Below are 20,299 nucleotides of genomic sequence, written 5' to 3'. Positions count from 1 at the left end.
CCCTACGAGCCCGCTGCGGTCATGGTGCGATAGTCGAGCAGGTCACCGAGGTTACCGCTGCTGCCGCCAGACGGCGGCGGCGGCGGCACCACGCCGCCATCGAAGTGATAGCCGGGAATGCCGATAGGAACGAAGGTGAGAGTGCTGTTGTTGCTGAAGCTCACGGTGCCGCCGTAGTAGTGGCCTCGCCACGTGAGCTGGTTGCTGTTGCGCACGTCGCACGGGGTGTAGATCAGGACCGCGACCGGAGCGGCAATGGTGTTGGTGTTGTTGACGTCGAACTGGCCACAGTTCGTCCGGGTCGGCTGAGCATCCGGAACCGTGTCGGGCGTGATGAAGCGCAGCCGACGCTCGGAATTCGGATCATCGGAGCGCACGAGGAACTGGCCGAGGTTGACGGTCGTGGGCAGGATGAACGTCAGATCGGTCTTGAGGACGAGCTCGTAGGTGCTGTACCAGAGGGTGAACCCTCCCGAGCAGCCACGTGCATCGATCACCGTCGGGCTCGTGTACTGGCTGAAGGCCTGGACCGCAGCCGTCTGGGAGCCATTCTTGTCGATGTTGCACGGCCCCGCGTACGTGACGATGTCCCAGCCGTCGTCCGACCAATCTGCCGGGCGGTAGTCGACATCCACCCACGGCGGAACAACGGGCATCGGAAGGCCTGCCTGGTTGTACAGGACGGGGTCTGCACCCGAGCTCTGCGCGACGGCACACGCGTTGCCCGCGGGATCCCATCCGGTCGCGCCCGACGAGCAGCGCGGGCCCCACGAGTCGATCGTGCCCCCGACGTACACCCCACCGCCGATCGTGGAATTCGGGCTCACGGTGGAGAGGCCGGAGCCGGCGCCGATGACGTCGCCGCCGACATCCTGATTGTTGTTGAGCGTGATGGTCCCGGAGGCCCAGACATCGCCCAGAGCGCTGCAGGAGTTGTCAAGCACGATGTTGCCGTTGGCCGCGACGATGTCTCCCTCGATCGTCACCGAGTTGCTGCAGATGATGTTGCCCTCGCGCACGAAGACATTCGCTGAGTTGCCGTTGAGCTGGACGAGTTCGAGATTGTTGCTCAGGCCGGGCGTGCCGTAGCTGAACACCGCGGCGCCGCTCGCCGCCGCAGGCACATCGGGAATCCAGTCGTAGACGAGCTCGACGGCGGCGGAGTCGAGGGCCGACGAGCTCTCGGCCACTCCCTCGTCGAGCGCGAACCCGGTCGAGACGATCCGCACGTGCGTCGACGTCGCGTCCGGGCAGCCCGACACCCATGGTGCGCTCTCGCCCACGCGCTGCTCCACCTCGACCGAGTAGAACGGCTGCCCGGCCGCGGCCCCCGTGATGGTTCCATCGACATCGCCGTAGGTCGCGTCGAGGTCACCGTCGGAGGGGCACGCCTCGGTCTCGAGAGCAGCCCGCATGGATTCGGCGCCAGCTTCTGCCGCCGCCTGGGACTGCACGCCGGCTCGCGTCAAGGAGGTGTAGCCGACCGCCTGCACGGTCGCGGACGAGATCGTGAGCGTGATGATCGAGGTCACGGCGATGAGCCCGATGACCGCGATCATGACGTTGCCTCGGTCCTCGTTGCCGAGTCGATCCTGGCGCAGCGTACGCATCATGGGAAGCATTGCGGGCTCACATTCGTCTCGGGCGCTCGGCCTGTGATCGTGGTGATGAAGAGCGAGGAGGGGCCACTGCCGGTCTCCACGGCATACCGCAGGGCAAGACCGCGGGCCCCTTCGGCTGCGAAGACAGGGTACTCCGCTCCCGCACTGTCGACATCGGGGACGATACCGCCACTCAGCGGCGTCCACCCTGTGCCGACCGAGCCGGGGCTGGGAGTAGTGATCGCCGACGGGGAGGTTCGGCTGTAGATCGTGTCGAGCGAGGCGTCATAGAACCACGCGACGCATTCGGCACCGCCCGGGGTAGTGACGCGAGCGACCGCGAAGCGCGAGACGCCGTCCGCTGCGGTGGAGACCGAGACGGCCGTCGAATTGCGCACGCCTCCCTCAATCACATTCACCACGAGCTGGCCGTCGGTCGTCGAGGCAGTGACCGTGCGGACGGTCTCATCCGCTCGCATGGAGCTGACGAGCACCCCGCCGATGACGATGACGACGACAGAGACGAGCGCGGAGCTGATGAGGAGCTCGACGAGGGTGAACCCCTCGTCCGAGCGGCGCCGCCCGCTCACGGCGAAGTTCCCGGGAGAAAAAGGAGGGTGCGCGACTCAGCGAGCGTGCTGCCGTCGGACGCATCCTGGGCCACGACCCGCACGAGGTTTGTCGACTTCTCGACGCACGTGGCGAGGTCGGGGACAGTGGTCACGACCTCGATCGTGACGCCCTGCGCATCGACCTGCGTGCTCGTCCCGCCGAGAATCTGCAGGGCCGCGCACGTGTTGGGAGCCTGGTCGAGGGCTCGATCGGTGACCTGCGCGACGAGTCGTGTCGCCGTGGCGATCGTGGAGTTCGCCTCCGACGCGCGCAGCCCCGACACGAGAACGGGGATGAAGGAGATCGCGATGAGGGAGATGAGGAACATCGAAATGACGATCTCGAGCAGGCCGAGGCCGCGCTCATCGACCGGGCGCGATGCGCTTCGCTCGATGCTCATGAGACCCCCCTCTCATCGCTGGTGAACGCCGGGCCGAGATGACGCTTCGTCTTCGTAGCGGCCCGGATACCCGTATGGGTGGGACCCCCGTACCGGGGGCCCCACCCGACGGATGGTAGTGACGAGTGCTGCCCTAGCAGGTTCCGGCCGTCGGTGCACCGGACGTGCTGTCGACGTGGAAGGTTTGAGAACCGGTGGCCTCGAAGCAGAAGGCCGCACCCGGCGTCACCACGGTGACCACACCGGTCGGCCAGCCGAACTTCTCGAGCTCCGCAAGCTCTGCTGCGGTCGGCGTGGTCGCCGCGATGCCGTCGGAGTCGGAGACGAGGTAGCTGACGTAGGCGACCTTCGCCGTGGCGAGGTTCGACTCGGCCTGCGAGTCCCGTGCGGCATCCTGCTGGCCCAGGAAGACCGGGATCGCGATGGCGGCGAGGATGCCGATGATGATGACCACGACGAGGAGCTCGATGAGGGTGAAGCCCTCGTCCTTGCCCTCGGCGAGGCGCTTGCGCTGTGCAGCAAGTGCGGTGTTGATGGACATGTGTCCGTTTCCTTTCCTATCAAACGATGATTGACAGGTGGGCCCCCCACGGAACATGAAACTGGCCCCCCACAAGCAATGGTGGTTCATGGTGCTCACCGTGCATATCCCCTCTACGGGGGTGATCAAGCATCCCGGCGCCCCCAGTGCGGGGGCCACCCTGCTACTGGACCTGGTTGAAGATGTCGAAGATGGGCAGGTAGAGCGCGACGATCATGCCGCCGAGCACCACGCCGAGGAAGGCGATCATGAGCGGCTCGATGAGAGAGGTGAGCGACTCGGTCGTCGTCTGCACCTCGGCATCGTAGAAGTCGGCGATCTTCTCGAGCATCGTCTCGAGTGCCCCCGAATCCTCCCCGACCGCGATCATCTGCGTCACCATGGGCGGGAAGATGGGCTCGCTCGCGAGGGGACCCGCGATTGAGCGCCCCTGGCGCACCGAGTCCTGCACGGAGTTCACCGCCTGCTCGACCTGCCAGTTGCCCGATGTCGAACCGATGATGGAGAGCGCCTGCAAGATGGGCACGCCCGCGCCGATCATCATGCCGAAATTGCGGGTGAAGCGCGCGATCGCGATCTTCTTGAAGAGATCGCCGAAGACGGGCATCTTGAGCAGCAGCGGCTCGTAGATCGACCGGAACTTGGGGGTGCGCCTATTCGCCCGCCACCAGATCGACCCGGCGATGCCGAGCACGAGGGCGACCGGACCGATCCAGACCATGTTCTCGGAGATCACGACGAGGATCTGAGTCGGCAGCGGCAGCGTGCCCCCGAGGTCGCTGAAGAGGTCGTCGAAGACGGGCACGATGAAGACGATCATGCCGACGACCGCGAGCACCGCCATGATGAGAACGACGACGGGGTAGGTCAGAGCCGATTTGATCGTGGCCTTGAGCTCGACCTCTTTCTCAAAGTTCTTCGCGACGGATTCGAGGGATGTCTCGAGGAAGCCGCCCACCTCGCCCGCGCGCACGAGGTTGACGAAGATCGGCGGAAAGGCCTTCGGGTGCTTGGCGAGGCTGTCGGAGAAGGTGCTGCCCTCCTCGACCGCCGAGCGCACCTCGTCGAGGGTCTCCGCGAGCTTCGGGTTCTCCGACTGCCCGGCGAGAATGTTCAGCGCCTTGAGCAACGGCAGACCCGCGCTGATCATCGTCGCCATCTGGCGGCTCATGACGGCGAGATCCTTGAGCGTGACCTTCTTGTCGAAGAGTCCCCCCAGCGAGATGTCGCGGTTGAGGCCGGCGCCGGCCGCGACCTGCTGGATGGAGACGGGGGCGATACCCATGGTGCGCAGACGTGCGACGACCGAGGTCTCGCTCGGAGCATCCACCCGGCCCTTGACGGTCTTGCCGCTCGCATCGCGGCCGGTGTACGCGTAGGTGAGCGCGCTCGCCATCAGTAGCTCCTGGGGGTCGAGGCGGCCATGGCGTTCGACCCGCCACCACCCATGGGTGTGGCCTGACGGTGGACGAGGCGGTTGAAGTTCTCCGGATCCTGCATCTTGGCGTGCGCGGCTTCGTGGGTGACCATGTGGCTGTTGACGAGGTCGGCGAGGTGCTGATCCATCGTGTGCATGCCAGCCTCACGGCCCGCCTGCAGCGCCGAGGTGATCTGGTAGGTCTTGCCCTCGCGGATGAGGTTGGCGATCGCGCCCGTAGTCATCATGATCTCGGTCGCGATGATGCGGCCCTTGCCGGTCGCGCGGGGCAGCAGCGTCTGGCAGACCACTCCCTGCAGCGTGAGCGCGAGCTGCGAGCGCACCTGGCCCTGCTGGTGCGGAGGGAAGACGTCGATGATGCGGTCGATGGTCTGCGCCGCGGACTGCGTGTGCAGCGTCGCGAAGACGAGGTGGCCGGTCTCCGCCGCCGTGAGCGCCGTCGACACGGTCTCGAGGTCGCGCAGCTCGCCGATGAGGATGACGTCGGGGTCCTGCCGCAGCACGCGCTTGAGGGCGTCGGCGAAGGAGTGCGTGTCGGCGCCGACCTCGCGCTGGTTGACGAGGGCGCGCTGGTTGGCATGCACGAACTCGATCGGGTCCTCGATCGTCACGATGTGCTCGGCGCGCGTCTTGTTGACGAGATCGATGAGGGCGGCGAGCGTCGTCGACTTTCCCGACCCGGTCGGGCCCGTGACGAGCACGAGGCCGCGCGGCAGGGTCGCGAAGCGCCCCACGACCGACGGGACGCCGAGCTGCTTGAGCGACTTGATCTCGGTGGGGATGAGGCGGAAGGCGCCGGCCAGGGAGTCGCGCTCGCGGTAGAAGTTCGTGCGGAAGCGGTCCTCGCCGCGCGGGCTGATCGCGAAGTCGAGCTCCCACTGCTCGTCGAAAGCCTCGCGCTGGCGATCGCTCATGACGCTGCCGAGAACGGCGTCGACCGTCGCCTTGTCCCAGATCTCCGCGCCCGTGACGGGAGTGAGCTCGCCGTCGATGCGCGCCATGGGGCGCGCGTTCGCGGCGATGTGCAGGTCGGAGCCGCCGCGCGCGATGAGATCGTCGAGCGCGTGGAGAAGAAGAGGGTGGATGCCCGGCATCGCCGTGCCGAGCCCCGCGACGGGCGGCGGCGCATCGTAGGCGGGCTGCGCGGGGGGCGCGGCGTCGATTCCTGGGCCGCGCAGCGGTGGCGCGGCTGCCGAGGTCGTCGGCGGCGCAGCGGACGGAGCCATCGGCGTGCCGACGGGAGGCGGCGCGGCGACCGGCTGCTGCCCGACCGGCGGGGGCGGCGGAAGGTGCGGGGTACCCGTCGCGACGTCAGGGATAGCGTGCACGGAGGCCGCGGTGGGTGGCGCGAATGGTGCGCTGAGGCCCGAGACCGGCGCACCGCTCGGCGCAGTGGTGTGGTCGGCGAACGGCCCTGCGGACTCGTCGGTCACCGACCACACCCTGCGCGGCGCCGCGGCGCCCTCCCCCGTACCCCCGAAGCCGTTGGCCTCCGTCATGCTGTCTCCCCCGTCGTGATCCGGTGCATACCGGCTGTGTGTGGTGTCGCCGCGCCCGCTCAGGCGACGACGCGCAGGATCTCCTCGATCGAGGTGAGCCCCGCACGCACCTTCGCCCAGCCGTCCTGACGGAGGGTGAGCATGCCCTGCGAGACCGCGAGCCTCATGATCTCGGCGCTCGAGGCGCGCGCGACGGCGAGTCGCTCGATGTCTTCGGTCACGGTCATCACCTCGTGGATCGCCATGCGGCCCCGATACCCGGTGCCTGAGCAGGCCGAGCAGCCGACGGCGTGGTAGAACCGCGGGCTCGTCTCCTCCTCGCGGCGGCCGAAGCCGAGGTGGTCGAGGTGCGCGAGGTCGTACTCCTGCAGCTGCTTGCAGCGGTCGCACAACCGGCGCGCGAGGCGCTGGGCGACGACGCAGTCGAGCGCCGAGCCGACGAGGAAGGGCTCGATGTCCATCTCGATGAGTCGCGTGATCGCGCTGGGGGCGTCGTTGGTGTGCAGGGTCGACAGCACGAGGTGACCCGTGAGCGAGGCCTCGATGGCGATCTGCGCCGTCTCCTGGTCGCGGATCTCACCCAGGAGCACGACGTCGGGGTCGGAGCGCAGGATGCTGCGCAGCGCGCTCGCGAAGGTGAGACCCGCCTTGGGGTTCACCTGCACCTGGTTGATGCCCGCCATGCGGTACTCGACCGGGTCCTCGACCGTGATGACGTTGATCTCCGGACGGGAGACGGCGTGCAGGGTCGTGTAGAGCGTCGTCGACTTTCCCGAACCGGTCGGCCCGGTGACGAGGATCATGCCGTACGGCTTGGTGTACGAGTTGCGGAAGGCGCTCAGGTTGCCCTCGAGCATCCCGAGATCGCCGATATCGCGCGTCGTCGCGTTGTTGTCCAGGATGCGCATGACGACCTTCTCGCCGTACACGGTCGGCAGGGTCGCGACGCGGAGGTCGATGACCTGGCCGCCGTGCTGCACCGACATGCGACCGTCCTGCGGCCGGCGGCGCTCGGCGATGTTGATGTCGCTCATGATCTTGAGCCGGGAGATGACACCGTTCTGGATGTTCTTCGGCGCCTGCTGCACATCGTGCAGCACGCCGTCGATGCGGTAGCGAACGCGCATCTCGAACTCGCCGGGCTCGATGTGGATGTCGGAGGCGAGGTCTTGGATCGCCTGTCCGATGATGAGGTTGACGAAGCGCACGATGGGAGCGTCGTCGGGGTCGGCCTCGCGCACGGCCACCTGGTCGGAGGGCGTCGGTGCGATCTCCTCCTCGATCGCCGTCGTGAGATCGCTGAGCTCGCCGTCGGCGCGGTGGAAGCGATTGATCGCCGCCTCGAGGTCGCCCTTCTCGGCGACGACGGGCGCGACCTGCATGCGCGTCAGGGCTCGCACGTCGTCCATGGCGAGCACGTCGCGCGGGTCAACCATCGCGAGCGTGATCGTCGTCGCAGTCGCGTGGACAGGCAATACGTGGTGGCGGCGGCACAGCTGCGCCGGGACCATCGCGACCGCCGTGCGGTCGACCGGATACTCGGAGAGCTCGACGAAGGACAGCCCGGCGACCTCGGCTCGCGCGGACGCGACCTGGGCCGCGCTCACGAGACCGCGCTCGACGAACTCGCCGACGAGCACCTCGTCGTCGCCTGGGTCGTGCACCTGGTCGAGCGACTCGATCGGGACGAGTCCGCGAATGATCAGCACTTCGGTGACGGAAACCACAGCAGAACCTCCCCCCTGGACGCGCCCGGCCACCGGCCGAATGCATGGACTGCTTCTCGGTCACGGTACGACACGCCGTGCGCTCGACAATAGTCCCGCGTTCGGGGGTAGTCCACACTCGCCACAGGAATAACATTCGCCCCACGAACACCGCGGGGCCCGCACCGTATTCGGTGCGGGCCCCGCGAGCGCTTGGCTGGGGGCCTGGCCCCGCCTAGCTGGACGTGCTGGCTAGCTGTACGTGCCGGGCGTCGGCTCGTCGCTCGAGAACGAGTCGAAGTCGACGAACGAGAGGTCCGCCTCGGTGAAGCTCGAGTCGTCGGCGAAGATGCGGTTCGGGTAGCGCTCCGACTTCGCCTCCTCCGTCGCCTCGACCGACACGTTGCGGTACGCGGGCAGGCCGGTACCGGCCGGGATGAGCTTTCCGATGATGACGTTCTCCTTGAGGCCCAGCAGAGGGTCGCGCTTTCCCTGCATGGCGGCCTCGGTGAGCACGCGCGTCGTCTCCTGGAAGGACGCGGCCGAGAGCCACGACTCGGTGGCCAGCGAGGCCTTCGTGATACCCATGACCTCCTGACGCGCGGACGCCGTCTTCTTGGACTCGGAGAGCGCAGCCCGGTTGAGGGAGTTGTACTTCGAGCGGTCGACGAGCTCACCGGGCAGCAGCTCGGTCTCGCCGTGGTCGACCACGGTGACCTTGCGCAGCATCTGGCGCACGATGACCTCGATGTGCTTGTCGTGGATCGGGACACCCTGCGAGCGGTACGCACCCTGCACGCCCTCGACGAGGTGCTGCTGAACAGCACGCACGCCCTTGACCCTCAGGACCTCCTTCGGGTCCACCGGACCCTCGAAGAACTGGTGGCCGAGCTCGACGTGCTGGCCGTCCTCGACCAGGAGCGAGACGCGCTTCGACACGACGACCGCGACAGGCTCGTCGCCGTTGTCGGGCGTCAGCACGATACGGCGCTGCTTCTCGGTCTCCTCGATCGTGATGCGACCGGCGCTCTCCGCGATCGGGCTCGCGCCCTTCGGGGTGCGAGCCTCGAAGAGCTCCGTCACGCGGGGCAGACCCTGCGTGATGTCGTCCGCTCCCGCCGAACCACCCGTGTGGAAGGTGCGCATCGTGAGCTGCGTGCCGGGCTCGCCGATCGACTGGGCCGCAATGATGCCCACGGCCTCACCCAGGTCGACGCGCGTGCCCGTGGCCATGGAGCGGCCGTAGCAGGATGCGCACACCCCGACCGCGGACTCGCAGGTCAGGACCGAGCGCACCTTGATCTCAGCGACGCCCGCATCGACGAGCGCCGTGATCTGCACGTCGCCGACATCGGATCCCGCCTCGAGCACGACCGTGCCCTTGGCGTCGACAGCGTCGGCCGCGAGGGTGCGGGCGAACACGAGGTTCTCGACGTTGTCGTCGCGCACCCAGGCGCCATCCACCTCGTGGGCGATCGGGAAGTCGAGGCCTTTGGACGTGCCGCAGTCCTCCTCGCGGATGATGACGTCCTGCGCGACATCGACGAGTCGACGCGTCAGGTACCCCGAGTCCGCCGTGCGCAGCGCCGTGTCGGCGAGACCCTTGCGCGCGCCGTGCGTGGCGATGAAGTATTCCGCCACCGAGAGGCCCTCGCGGTACGAGTTGATGATCGGACGGGCGATGATCTCACCACGGGGGTTCGACACGAGCCCGCGCATCCCGGCGATGTTTCCGACCTGCAGCCAGTTACCGCGGGCACCGGAGGTGACCATGCGGTTGATGGTGTTGTCGAGCGGGATGTTCGCGCGCATCTCGGTGTTGACCTCCTTGGTCGCCTCCGTCCACAGCGCGACCAGCTCGGCGCGACGCTCGTCATCGGTCGTCAGACCCTTGTCGAACTGACCCTGGATCTTCGCGGCGCGAGCCTCGTAGGTCGCCACGATCTCCTTCTTGCGCGGCGGCGTGAGCACGTCGCTCAGCGCGACCGTGACTCCCGAGCGCGTCGCCCAGTAGAAGCCGGCGTCCTTCATCTTGTCGAGCGTCGCCGCGACGACCGTCTTCGGGTAGCGCTCAGCCAGGTTGTTGACGATCTGGCTGATCGTGCCCTTGTCGGCGACATCGGCGATGAACGGGTAGTCCTCCGGCATGAGCTCGTTGAAGAGGGCGCGACCGAGCGTCGTCTCCTTGAGCTGGCGCCCGCCGTACTTCTGGCCCTCGAGACGGATGCGGATCTTCGCGTTGAGGTGCAGCGAGCCCTGATCCATGGCCATGATCGCCTCGGGGATCGTCGAGAAGGCACGACCCTCGCCCTCGGCGCCTTCGCGCTCGGTCGTGAGGTGGTGCAGACCGATGATCATGTCCTGCGTCGGCACCGTCACGGGGCGGCCGTCGGAGGGCTTGAGGATGTTGTTCGAGGCGAGCATGAGGATGCGCGCCTCGGCCTGGGCCTCGACCGACAGCGGGAGGTGCACGGCCATCTGGTCACCGTCGAAGTCGGCGTTGAACGCCGCGCACACGAGCGGGTGCAGCTGGATCGCCTTGCCCTCGATGAGCTGAGGCTCGAACGCCTGGATGCCCAGACGGTGCAGCGTGGGCGCGCGGTTGAGGAGCACGGGGCGCTCGCGGATGATCTCCTCGAGCACCTCCCACACCTGCGGCCGCGAGCGCTCGACCATGCGCTTGGCGCTCTTGATGTTCTGAGCGTGGCCCAGATCGATGAGGCGCTTGATGACGAACGGCTTGAAGAGCTCGAGCGCCATGATCTTCGGCAGGCCGCACTGGTGCAGCTTCAGCTGCGGGCCGACGACGATGACCGAGCGGCCCGAGTAGTCGACGCGCTTGCCGAGCAGGTTCTGGCGGAACCGACCCTGCTTGCCCTTGAGCATGTCGCTGAGCGACTTGAGCGCGCGGTTTCCGGTGCCCGTGACGGGCCGGCCGCGACGACCGTTGTCGAACAGCGCGTCCACGGCCTCCTGCAGCATGCGCTTCTCGTTGTTCACGATGATCTCGGGTGCTCCGAGGTCGAGAAGGCGGCGCAGGCGGTTGTTGCGGTTGATCACACGCCGGTACAGGTCGTTGAGGTCGCTCGTCGCGAAGCGTCCACCGTCGAGCTGCACCATCGGGCGCAGCTCCGGCGGGATGACCGGGACGACGTCGAGCACCATCGCGGCGGGCGAATTGCCCGTCTGCAGGAACGAGTTGACGACCTTGAGGCGCTTGATCGCACGAATCTTCTTCTGACCCTTGCCAGCCGCGATCTGCTCGTGGAGCTGCTCGCTCTCGGTCGCCAGGTCGAAGGCCTCGAGGCGCTTCTGGATCGCCTCGGCGCCCATGTAGGCCTCGAAGTACAGACCGAAGCGGTCCTGCAGCTCCTGGAATACGGCGTCTTCCGGCTTGAGGTCGCCCACCTTGAGGGTGCGGAAGTCCTCCCACACTCGCTCGAGCTGACCGATCTGCTCGTCGAAGGACTTGCGCAGCTGCGCCATCTCCTTCTCACCGGCGTCCTTGGTCTTGCGCTTCTGATCGGCCTTGGCGCCCTCGGCCTCGAGCTCGGCGAGCTCGGTCTCGAGCTTCTGCATGCGCGAGGCGATGCCGCTGTCGCGCTGGTCCTCGAGGGTCTTGATCTCGAGGCGCAGCTCGTTCTCGAGCCCGGGGAGGTCGGCGTGGCGACCTTCCTCGTCGACCGAGATGACCATGTAGGCGGCGAAGTAGATGACCTTCTCGAGGTCCTTCGGCGCCATGTCGAGCAGGTAGCCGAGGCGGCTCGGCACACCCTTGAAGTACCAAATGTGCGTGACCGGAGCGGCGAGCTCGATGTGGCCCATGCGCTCGCGGCGCACCGAGGACTTCGTGACCTCGACGCCGCAGCGCTCGCACACGATGCCCTTGAAGCGCACCCGCTTGTACTTGCCGCACGAGCACTCCCAGTCGCGCGAGGGGCCGAAGATCTGCTCGCCGAACAGGCCGTCCTTCTCAGGCTTGAGCGTGCGGTAGTTGATGGTCTCCGGCTTCTTGACCTCGCCGTGCGACCACTTGCGGATGTTCTCGGCGGTAGCCAGGCCGATCTGGAGGTAGTCGAAAGTTGTTGCGTCGAGCACGTTTCTTCTCTTCTCTAAACGTCGTCAGATACTCGTGGGGCGAGAGCGGCTTAGATCTCGTCGATCGTCGACGACTCGAAGCGGCTGGAGATGTTGATGCCGAGCTCTTCCGCGGCGCGGTAGACCTCGTCATCGGTGTCCTTGAGGCTCACCGCGGTGCCGTCGGCCGAGAGGACCTCGACGTTCAAGCACAGCGACTGCATCTCCTTGATGAGCACCTTGAAGCTCTCGGGAATGCCCGGCTCCTGGATGTTCTCGCCCTTGACGATGGACTCGTACACCTTCACGCGGCCCAGGATGTCGTCGGACTTGATGGTGAGGATCTCCTGCAGCGCGTACGCCGCGCCGTAGGCCTCGAGAGCCCAGACCTCCATCTCGCCGAAGCGCTGGCCACCGAACTGCGCCTTACCACCCAGCGGCTGCTGCGTGATCATCGAGTACGGGCCCGTCGAGCGCGCGTGGATCTTGTCGTCGATGAGGTGGTGCAGCTTGAGGATGTACATGTAGCCGACCGAGATCGGGTCAGGGAACGGCTCGCCGGAGCGGCCGTCGAACAGCCGCGCCTTGCCCGAGGAGTCGATCATGCGCACGCCGTCGCGGTTCGGGAGCGTCGAGTCGAGAAGACCCGCGATCTCGTCCTCGCGCGCACCGTCGAACACCGGTGTGGCGATCTTGGTGCCGGGGGCCGCCTCGCGCGCGTTTGCGGGAACTCCCTCGGCCCAGTTCGGGCTTCCTTCGATCTTCCAGCCGCGCGATGCCGCCCAGCCCATGTGGATCTCGAGCACCTGGCCGAAGTTCATGCGGCCGGGGACGCCGAGCGGGTTGAGCACGATGTCGACCGGCGTGCCGTCCTCGAGGAACGGCATGTCCTCGACGGGGAGGATCTTCGAGATGACGCCCTTGTTGCCGTGGCGGCCGGAGAGCTTGTCGCCCTCGGAGATCTTGCGCTTCTGAGCGATGAACACGACGACGCGCTGGTTGACGCCCGAGCCGAGCTCGTCGTCGCCCTCCTCGGCGTCGAACACCTTGACGCCGATGACCGTGCCCTGCTCGCCGTGGGGAACCTTGAGCGAGGTGTCGCGCACCTCGCGCGACTTCTCGTTGAAGATCGCGCGCAGCAGGCGCTCCTCGGCACTGAGCTCGGTCTCGCCCTTCGGCGTGACCTTGCCGACGAGGATGTCGCCGGGCGCCACCTCGGCACCGATGCGGATGATGCCGCGCTCGTCGAGGTCGGCGAGCAGCTCGGGGCTCACGTTCGGCAGGTCGCGCGTGATCTCCTCCTTGCCGAGCTTCGTGTCGCGAGCATCGACCTCGTACTCCTCGATGTGGATCGAGGAGAGGGTGTCGTCCTTCACGAGGTTCTGGCTGAGGATGATGGCGTCCTCGAAGTTGTAGCCCTCCCACGACATGAACGCCACGAGGAGGTTCTTGCCGAGCGCGAGCTCGCCGTTCTCGGTCGCGGGCCCGTCGGCGATGACCTCGCCGACCTCGACCCGGTCGCCGGCGTTGACGACGACGCGGTGGTTGTAGTTCGTGCCCTGGTTGGAGCGGTCGAACTTGCGCAGGTAGTACTCCTGCGTTCCGCCCTCGTCGAGCTGCACGGTCACGGCATCGGCCGAGACCTCGCTGACGACTCCCGCACCGGTCGCCGTGATGACGTCACCGGCGTCGACCGCGGCGTAGCTCTCCATGCCGGTGCCGACGAGCGGCGACTCGGAGCGCAGCAGCGGCACGGCCTGACGCTGCATGTTGGCACCCATGAGGGCGCGGTTCGCGTCGTCGTGCTCGAGGAAGGGGATGAGCGAGGTCGCGACCGACACCATCTGGCGGGGCGACACGTCCATGTAGTCGACGGTGCTCGCGGGCACGAGCTCGACCTCGCCGCCCTTCTTGCGCACGAGGACGCGGTCGTCGGCGAAGGAGCCGTCGCTGTTGAGAGGGGCACCGGCCTGGGCGACGACGAAGTCGTCCTCGTCGCTCGCGGTCAGGTAGTCGATCGTCGCGGTGACCTTGCCCTTGGCCTTGTCGACCCGGCGGTAGGGCGTCTCGATGAAGCCGAACGCGTTGATGCGGGCGAACGAGGCGAGGGAGCCGATGAGGCCGATGTTCGGGCCTTCCGGCGTCTCGATGGGGCACATGCGGCCGTAGTGGCTGGGGTGCACGTCGCGCACCTCGACACCGGCGCGCTCACGCGAGAGACCTCCCGGGCCGAGCGCCGACAGGCGGCGCTTGTGGGTGAGGCCCGCCAGCGGGTTGTTCTGGTCCATGAACTGGCTGAGCTGCGAGGTGCCGAAGAACTCCTTGATCGCGGCCACGACGGGGCGCACGTTGATGAGCGTCTGCGGCGTGATCGCCTCGATGTCCTGCGTCGTCATGCGCTCGCGCACGACGCGCTCCATGCGGCTCAGGCCCGTGCGCACCTGGTTCTGGATGAGCTCGCCGACAGCGCGGATGCGACGGTTGCCGAAGTGGTCGATGTCGTCCACGTCGAGCCGGAGGTCGACGGGCTTGCCGCTGCGGCGGCCCGCGATCGTCTCACGGCCCTCGTGCAGCGACACCATGTACTTGATGGTCGCGACGATGTCGTCGACGCTCAGCACCGAGTCGGCGAGAGGAGCCTCGACACCGAGCTTGCGGTTGATCTTGTAGCGACCGACCTTCGCGAGGTCGTAGCGCTTGGGGTTGAAGTAGAAGTTGTCGAGGAGCGCGCGTGCGGCCTCGGCGGCGACCTGCTCGCCCGGGCGCAGCTTGCGGTAGATGTCCTTGAGCGCCTCTTCCTTCGTGAGGACGGCATCCTTCTCGAGGGTCTGCTCGATCGAGTCGAAGCCGGCGAAGTGCTCGCGGATCTCCTCGGTCGTGAGGCCGAGGGCCTTGAGGAAGACCGTGACCGACTGCTTGCGCTTGCGGTCGATGCGCACACCGACCTGGTCGCGCTTGTCGACCTCGAACTCAAGCCACGCACCGCGCGACGGGATGATGCGCGCCGTGTAGACGTCCTTGTCGGTGACCTTGTCGAGCGCGCGCTCGAAGTAGACACCGGGGCTGCGCACGAGCTGCGACACGACGACGCGCTCCGTGCCGTTGATGATGAACGTGCCCTTCTCGGTCATGAGCGGGAAGTCGCCCATGAACACGGTCTGGGTCTTGATCTCACCGGTCATGTGGTTCATGAACTCGGCCTCGACGTAGAGCGGGGCCGCGTAGGTCTTGCCGCGCTCCTTGCACTCGTCGATCGAGTACTTCTGCTCTTCGAGGTAGGGGTTCGTGAACGAGAGCTGCATGGTCTCGCCGAGGTCCTCGATGGGGGAGATCTCCTCGAAGATCTCCTCGAGCCCGCTGCGGGCGGGCACATCGGTGCGACCGGCGGCCTCGGCCTCGGCGAGGCGGGTCTTCCAGGCGTCGGAGCCGACGAGCCAGTCGAAGCTCTCGGTCTGCAGTGCCAGCAGATCGGGAACGGTCAGCGTGTCGCTGACCTTGGCGAATGACAGCCGCGAGGCGGTGCGGCCGTTCTTGGGAGAGTTGTTCGAGCGTGCAGTGCGCGCAGCAGCCAAGGATCTAACCTCCGTGGACCCCTCGAAGAGGCCCCAAGTCCTGTCGGGCGATGACAGATGATTTTCGGTCGAGTGAACGCGCCACGATTCGTGGGGATCTGCGAAGAATGAGATCCGCCCCGCCGCTATACTCGGGGCACCTCAGCCATCCGCCATATGACGGCTGAAAGACACGGTGAGCGCAAACCTCAATACTAGATGCCCCCTGCCCGCTGTGTCCAGTCCCATTCCTTGACCAGATGCGAACCCTGCGCTATAAGCGCCGGAACATTCCTCGGCTTCCGTCGCTGGGCGAGCGCAACGGGGATGTGCCACGCTTGCGAGCATGACGAGCGCACGCGAGACGGGGGCAGTCGAGACGCGGCTGCCGAGCGGCCTTCTCGCGCGCATCGAGCCGGACCGGTGGGACGCCGGAAGCTACCAGCTCGTCGTGGACGGCACACCGCAATCGCACGTCGACCTCGATGACCCGAGCCGCCTGTTCTTCGAGTACGTGCAGCGCATCGGCCATGTCATCGACGAGTGGGGCGACCCTGGGGCGCCGCTCACCGCCGTGCATCTCGGGGCGGGTGCGCTCACTCTGCCCCGCTACGTCCACACCACGCGCCCTGGATCTCGCCAGCAGGTCATCGAACTCGACGAGGAGCTCGTGGCTTTCGTGCGCGAGCACCTTCCTCTGCCCCGCCAGTCGGGCATCCGGCTGCGCTACGGGGATGCTCGAGCGACGCTCGCGCGCCTGCCGACGGCTCTGCGCGGCGCGGTCGACATCGTCGTGGTCGACGTGTTCAGCGGTGCGCGCATTCCCGCCCACGTCACGAGCGTCGAGTTCTACGAGGAGCTGCGCGCCTTCCTCGCGCCCGGAGGCATCGTCGCGGTCAACATCGCCGACGGCCCCGGCCTCGCCTTCGCCCGCAGTCAGGCCGCCACGCTGCAGTACGTCTTCGCCGAGGTCGCGATCCTCGCCGAGACGGGTGTGCTCAAGAGTCGCCGGTTCGGCAACGTCGTCATGGCGGCGGGAGCCGACTCGCTGCCGCTCGACTGGATGCCCCGCCTCATGGCTCGCGGCCCGCATCCGGCCACGGTCACGAGCGGGAAGGACCTGACCGCCTGGGTCGCGGGAGCACCGATCACGACCGACGCCACCGCCGTCGCCTCCCCCGCGCCCTCGAGCGGTCTCTTCAGCGCACGGCGATGAATGCACCTCGCCGCGCGCGGAACCCTGGCGAGGGACTGAGCGGTCAGGGTCGCGGTGGGTCGGCCGCGACGATCGCAGGTCGCAGTCTCTCGATCGCGCGCACGACAGCGCTCGCATCGGAGCCGTCGACGGCCGCGTCCTCGAGCACGCCGCGCAGCACGACGAGGAAGGCATCCATGTCGTCAGCGGTCAGGCCGAGGGGCTGGTGCGCCTCGCGCATGCTGCGGCCCTCGTACTCCTCGGGGCCGTCGAGGATGACCGTGAGGTAGGCCGCGCGGTGCTGCTGGAGGATGTCGAGGTTGAGCTCGGCGAAGGCCGGCCCGAGCCGAGGGTCGTCGAGCAGGCGCCGGGAGAGCTCGTCGACGAGCTGCTCGACGGCGGCGGCGCCGCCCAACCGTTCGTACAGAGTCATCATGACCTCCCCTCACGTGTCGTGGCGAGCGTACACGCCTGCGCAGACGGCGCACACCGTGCGCCCAGCCGCGCCCTGCAGTCTGGGGATACCGGAGGCTGGGGAGGACGCGCATGGGACGGCGCACAACACCGACCGCGATCTGTGCGGCGACACTTCTCCTCCTCACTGGCTGCGCCCCCTCAGGCCCGGAGTTCCTGCCCGTGCCGAGCGGCCAGCCTGTGCCGACCCCGACCGGTGAGCTCGGCGGCACCGGGAGCAGCGGCACCGACGAGCGCGGTCCCCTGCGCCCCGCGGCAGAGCCCGACACGGTGATCTCCGGCCTCTCCGCGCCGTGGTCGGTCGTACCGCTGCCCGTGGGGTCGACGCTCGTGAGCGAGCGCGACACGGCGCGGGTGCTCGAGCACACCCCGAGCGGCGACGTACGCGTCGTCGGCACGGTGCCGGGAGTCGTCCCCGGCGGGGAGGGCGGGCTGCTCGGCCTCGCCGCCCACGACGCGGGCACGCCGTACCTCTACACCTATTTCACGAGCGGCTCCGACAACCGCATCGTGCGGTTCGAGCTGCTCGGCGAGCCCGGCGGGTACGAACTCGGAGCGAGCGAGGACGTGCTCACGGGCATCCCGAGATCACGCACCCACAATGGCGGCCGCCTCGCCGTCGGCCCGGACGGGATGCTCTACGCGACGACCGGGGATGCGAGCCAGCCCGGTCTCGCGCAAGACGCCGACTCCCTCGCCGGCAAGATTCTGCGCCTCACCCCCGACGGGGCCGTGCCCGACGACAACCCGACGCCGGGCTCGTACGTCTACTCGCTCGGGCACCGCAACCCGCAGGGCCTCGCCATCGACGCGAGCGGTCAGCTGTGGGCCGCCGAGTTCGGGCAGAACACCTGGGACGAGCTCAACCGCATCGAGCCGGGAGCCAACTACGGCTGGCCCGAGGTCGAGGGCGAGGGCGGCGGAGCCGGCTTCGTCGACCCCGTGCAGCAGTGGTCGACGAGCGAGGCGAGCCCGAGCGGCCTCGGCATCGTGGGCGAGACCCTCGTGCTCGCCTCCCTGCGGGGGCAGCGACTGTGGCTTGTCGACCTCGATCGCCCGAGCGAGAGCACGGCCGTCTACGCAGGCGAGTACGGACGACTGAGGGATGCTCTGGCCGGGCCCGACGGATCCCTCTGGTTCCTCACCAACAACACCGACGGGCGCGGCTCGCCCCTCCCCGGTGACGACCACCTCTACTCGGTGCCGCTCCTCCCCCGCGACGACTGAGTCCACAGCGCCGGTGCCGCGGGCGCCGCGGGCGCCGACCGTCGGGCGGGCCGCCTACCATCGAGGGCGTGAGCGAGTTGGAGCGAGTGCGCGTGTGGGCGGAGGCCCTGATTCGACTGCACCTCGACGGCTCCTGGAGCTTCGCCTTCGACCGGGCGGCACGGCGTGCCGGGCTCTGCGACTTCGCGAAGAAGCGCATCACCGTCTCACGCCACCTCGCCGAGCGGGCCGAGGACGACGTCGTGCATCAGACCCTCCTGCACGAGGTGGCGCACGCCCTCGCCGGGCCGAAGGCAGGGCACGGACCGGAGTGGAAGCGCATCGCTGCCGAGCTCGGCTACGTCGGCGGCCGCACCCACGACCAGCCCATCGCCGAGGATCGCGCTCGCTGGCGCGGGCACTGCCCGGCCGGCCACGAGTTCGTGCGCTTCCGCCGACCCACTCGCGATCTGGCGTGCGGGCGCTGCGGGCGCGGGTTCGACCGCGCCCACCTCATTCAGTGGCGCGCGATCACTCGCTGACCTGCACGTCCTTCCAGAAGGCGACGTAGCCACTGAAGTCGGCACCCACGCGCTCGAACGCCGTCGGCATGGGCGTGGGGTAGCTCCACGCGCGGTCCTGGTACTTCTCACCGTCGACGACGACCGTGAAGTACTGGGTGTCGCCCTTCCACGGGCAGTGGTACGGCGTGGGGCTCTTCTCGAGGAACTCGCTCTTGACGCTCGACGGCGGGAAGTACCAGTTGCCCTCGATCTTGAGAAGCTCGTCCTGCGGCGCTTCGGCGATCACGGTGCCGTTGATGTGTGCCTTCATGGTGTCCTCCCTCAGTGTCGGATCACGCGCCGGGAAGCGGCACGCTCCATGGGCAGGAACGCTAGGCGGGCAGGCTGAATTCCCGCAGGATGCGCAGCTCGCCGCTCTCGAGGCGCTCCCGAGCGGCCGCGACCGCCTCAGGCCCGGCCTCGCTCGCGAGCGCTCGACCGCTCACCGAGGCGCTCAGCATGTGGCCGACGGCACCGCGCAACCCCGCGTAGGCGGCGGAGGCGGCAGCCGCCTCGGGGCTCGTCGCGTCGATGCCGACGGCGCCGAGCGCCTCGACGACGGCGCCGGCGAGGAGGAGGTCTTCGACCGCGAGACCCTCCGGCGCCTCGACGGGCGAGCCTGCCGCGACGACGGCGACCATCGTGCGCTCTCCGCGCTCTGCCTGCAGCGCGAGCAGGCGCCGAGCGATGTCGCCGACGGAGCCCAGAGTGGCGTCGATGATCTCGAGGCGGGGAGGCAGAGCATCCACGGGGCACGCCTCGCCCACGAGCCCGTCGCACCAGACGAGCAGGTGCGCAGACTCGCCGATGCGGCGAGCGCCGTCGAGACCGACATCGAGGCGGACCTGGTAGCGCTCCTGAGCTTCAGGGGCGGCGTCGAATGCGGTGGTCACAGGTCGATCGTAGCGAGGTGCCGCACACTGGGCTCATGCGTGTGCGACTGAACCTGCTGCTCGACTGCCCGCCCGACGCGGCGTGGGAGGCCGTGCACTCGCCCGCGGTCTTCCAGGCGGTCTCGGGACCGATCACGGCGGCGCAGTCCCTCGAGGCGGACGGATTTCCCGACCGCTGGGCCGACACCGAGCACCGCGTGCGGCTGCGCATGCTCGGGCTGCTGCCGATGGGAACCCAGCTCATCGCGCTGCGCGACGAGACCCGGGCCGACGGGACCCGCATCGTGCACGACGAGGGTGGGCCGCTGACGGGCGCGATGAGCATCGTCTCGCGCTGGCACCACCGCATGGCGATCAGCCCCGACCCCGCCGCGCCGGATTCTCGCACGCGGTTTCGCGACGCCCTCGACGTCGGCGCTGGCGTGCTGACGCCCGTCGTCTGGTTCGGGTTCTGGGTCTTCTGGCAGCTGCGGGCGCAGCAGCTGCGGCGGCTCGCGCCCGGGTGGGCGGTGCAGTTCGGCCCGGCGGCCTAGGCGGGCGGCA

The 20,299-nt window shown here is 68.2% G+C and carries 16 protein-coding genes; 4 read left to right on the top strand and 12 right to left on the bottom strand.

All coding sequences use genetic code 11. The annotated features are described in order from the left end of the window. Positions 1-2: 2 nt before the first annotated feature. From IE160_RS00980 to rpoB, 9 genes are all read right to left on the bottom strand, one after another. Complete coding sequence (locus IE160_RS00980; RefSeq protein ID WP_191151398.1) at positions 3-1,613, bottom strand: hypothetical protein; 1,611 nt, start codon at positions 1,611-1,613, stop codon at positions 3-5. Further along, positions 1,610-2,191, bottom strand: a complete 582-nt coding sequence (locus IE160_RS00975; RefSeq protein WP_191151397.1) for a prepilin-type N-terminal cleavage/methylation domain-containing protein — start codon at positions 2,189-2,191, stop codon at positions 1,610-1,612. Before IE160_RS00975 ends, IE160_RS00980 begins: the two co-directional genes overlap by 4 nt. Further along, complete coding sequence (locus IE160_RS00970; RefSeq protein ID WP_191151396.1) at positions 2,188-2,613, bottom strand: type IV pilus modification PilV family protein; 426 nt, start codon at positions 2,611-2,613, stop codon at positions 2,188-2,190. The genes IE160_RS00975 and IE160_RS00970 overlap by 4 nt, the downstream gene beginning before the upstream one ends. 133 nt (positions 2,614-2,746) lie before the next feature. After that, positions 2,747-3,154, bottom strand: coding sequence for a type II secretion system protein (locus IE160_RS12670; protein ID WP_191151395.1), 408 nt, complete (start codon positions 3,152-3,154; stop codon positions 2,747-2,749). 163 nt (positions 3,155-3,317) lie between these two features. Then, positions 3,318-4,550: a type II secretion system F family protein gene (locus IE160_RS00960; RefSeq protein ID WP_191151394.1), complete on the bottom strand. Its 1,233-nt coding sequence runs from the start codon at positions 4,548-4,550 to the stop codon at positions 3,318-3,320. After that, positions 4,550-6,091 (bottom strand): type IV pilus twitching motility protein PilT, encoded by a 1,542-nt coding sequence (locus tag IE160_RS00955; protein WP_284438295.1) that lies wholly within the window; start codon positions 6,089-6,091, stop codon positions 4,550-4,552. Before IE160_RS00955 ends, IE160_RS00960 begins: the two co-directional genes overlap by 1 nt. Before the next feature lie 59 nt (positions 6,092-6,150). Beyond that, positions 6,151-7,818 carry a GspE/PulE family protein gene (locus IE160_RS00950; protein WP_191151393.1) on the bottom strand — a complete coding sequence of 556 codons (1,668 nt, stop codon included), beginning with the start codon at positions 7,816-7,818 and terminating at the stop codon, positions 6,151-6,153. Between the two features lie 231 nt (positions 7,819-8,049). Further along, positions 8,050-11,895, bottom strand: a complete 3,846-nt coding sequence (gene rpoC / locus IE160_RS00945) for a DNA-directed RNA polymerase subunit beta' (protein ID WP_179872968.1) — start codon at positions 11,893-11,895, stop codon at positions 8,050-8,052. 50 nt (positions 11,896-11,945) lie between these two features. Then, a complete protein-coding gene (gene rpoB / locus IE160_RS00940; RefSeq protein WP_179872967.1) occupies positions 11,946-15,446 on the bottom strand; it encodes a DNA-directed RNA polymerase subunit beta in 3,501 nt (1,166 codons plus the stop codon). A 325-nt stretch (positions 15,447-15,771) separates the two neighbouring features. Between rpoB and IE160_RS00935 the strand changes: the two genes are divergently transcribed. Continuing rightward, complete coding sequence (locus IE160_RS00935) at positions 15,772-16,641, top strand: spermidine synthase (protein ID WP_191151392.1); 870 nt, start codon at positions 15,772-15,774, stop codon at positions 16,639-16,641. 43 nt (positions 16,642-16,684) lie between these two features. Here the strand turns inward: IE160_RS00935 and IE160_RS00930 are convergent, their stop codons facing one another. Beyond that, positions 16,685-17,056, bottom strand: a complete 372-nt coding sequence (locus IE160_RS00930) for a group I truncated hemoglobin (RefSeq protein ID WP_191151391.1) — start codon at positions 17,054-17,056, stop codon at positions 16,685-16,687. A gap of 110 nt (positions 17,057-17,166) precedes the next feature. Between IE160_RS00930 and IE160_RS00925 the strand changes: the two genes are divergently transcribed. Both IE160_RS00925 and IE160_RS00920 read left to right on the top strand, forming a co-directional pair. Beyond that, positions 17,167-18,321 carry a PQQ-dependent sugar dehydrogenase gene (locus IE160_RS00925; protein WP_191151390.1) on the top strand — a complete coding sequence of 385 codons (1,155 nt, stop codon included), beginning with the start codon at positions 17,167-17,169 and terminating at the stop codon, positions 18,319-18,321. A gap of 68 nt (positions 18,322-18,389) precedes the next feature. After that, on the top strand, positions 18,390-18,842 hold the full coding sequence (locus IE160_RS00920; RefSeq protein ID WP_152582718.1) for a SprT-like domain-containing protein: 453 nt from the start codon (positions 18,390-18,392) through the stop codon (positions 18,840-18,842). Here IE160_RS00920 and IE160_RS00915 read toward each other — a convergent pair. Further along, on the bottom strand, positions 18,832-19,134 hold the full coding sequence (locus tag IE160_RS00915; RefSeq protein ID WP_191151389.1) for a DUF427 domain-containing protein: 303 nt from the start codon (positions 19,132-19,134) through the stop codon (positions 18,832-18,834). The genes IE160_RS00920 and IE160_RS00915 overlap by 11 nt on opposite strands. A 61-nt stretch (positions 19,135-19,195) precedes the next feature. After that, positions 19,196-19,756, bottom strand: a complete 561-nt coding sequence (locus IE160_RS00910; protein WP_191151388.1) for a hypothetical protein — start codon at positions 19,754-19,756, stop codon at positions 19,196-19,198. A gap of 35 nt (positions 19,757-19,791) precedes the next feature. Here IE160_RS00910 and IE160_RS00905 point away from each other — a divergent pair, with 35 nt between their 5' ends. After that, a complete protein-coding gene (locus tag IE160_RS00905) occupies positions 19,792-20,289 on the top strand; it encodes a hypothetical protein (RefSeq protein WP_191151387.1) in 498 nt (165 codons plus the stop codon). Positions 20,290-20,299: the final 10 nt, after the last annotated feature.

Origin of the sequence: Chryseoglobus sp. 28M-23, from assembly GCF_014789785.1 — a bacterium.
GTDB lineage: Bacteria > Actinomycetota > Actinomycetes > Actinomycetales > Microbacteriaceae > Microcella > Microcella indica.
Note: the sequence above shows the minus strand (reverse complement) of the source record. Positions and strands in the feature narration are given on the sequence as shown.

What these genes read in the sequence shown, in the direction of transcription:
- IE160_RS00980 (WP_191151398.1), bottom strand. Translation starts at nt 1,613, where the DNA reads ATGATGCGTACGCTGCGCCAGGATCGACTCGGCAACGAGGACCGAGGC.
- IE160_RS00970 (WP_191151396.1), bottom strand. Translation starts at nt 2,613, where the DNA reads ATGAGCATCGAGCGAAGCGCATCGCGCCCGGTCGATGAGCGCGGCCTC.
- IE160_RS12670 (WP_191151395.1), bottom strand. Translation starts at nt 3,154, where the DNA reads ATGTCCATCAACACCGCACTTGCTGCACAGCGCAAGCGCCTCGCCGAG.
- IE160_RS00960 (WP_191151394.1), bottom strand. Translation starts at nt 4,550, where the DNA reads ATGGCGAGCGCGCTCACCTACGCGTACACCGGCCGCGATGCGAGCGGC.
- IE160_RS00955 (WP_284438295.1), bottom strand. Translation starts at nt 6,091, where the DNA reads ATGACGGAGGCCAACGGCTTCGGGGGTACGGGGGAGGGCGCCGCGGCG.
- IE160_RS00935 (WP_191151392.1), top strand. Translation starts at nt 15,772, where the DNA reads ATGACGAGCGCACGCGAGACGGGGGCAGTCGAGACGCGGCTGCCGAGC.
- IE160_RS00930 (WP_191151391.1), bottom strand. Translation starts at nt 17,056, where the DNA reads ATGATGACTCTGTACGAACGGTTGGGCGGCGCCGCCGCCGTCGAGCAG.
- IE160_RS00925 (WP_191151390.1), top strand. Translation starts at nt 17,167, where the DNA reads ATGGGACGGCGCACAACACCGACCGCGATCTGTGCGGCGACACTTCTC.
- IE160_RS00915 (WP_191151389.1), bottom strand. Translation starts at nt 19,134, where the DNA reads ATGAAGGCACACATCAACGGCACCGTGATCGCCGAAGCGCCGCAGGAC.
- IE160_RS00905 (WP_191151387.1), top strand. Translation starts at nt 19,792, where the DNA reads ATGCGTGTGCGACTGAACCTGCTGCTCGACTGCCCGCCCGACGCGGCG.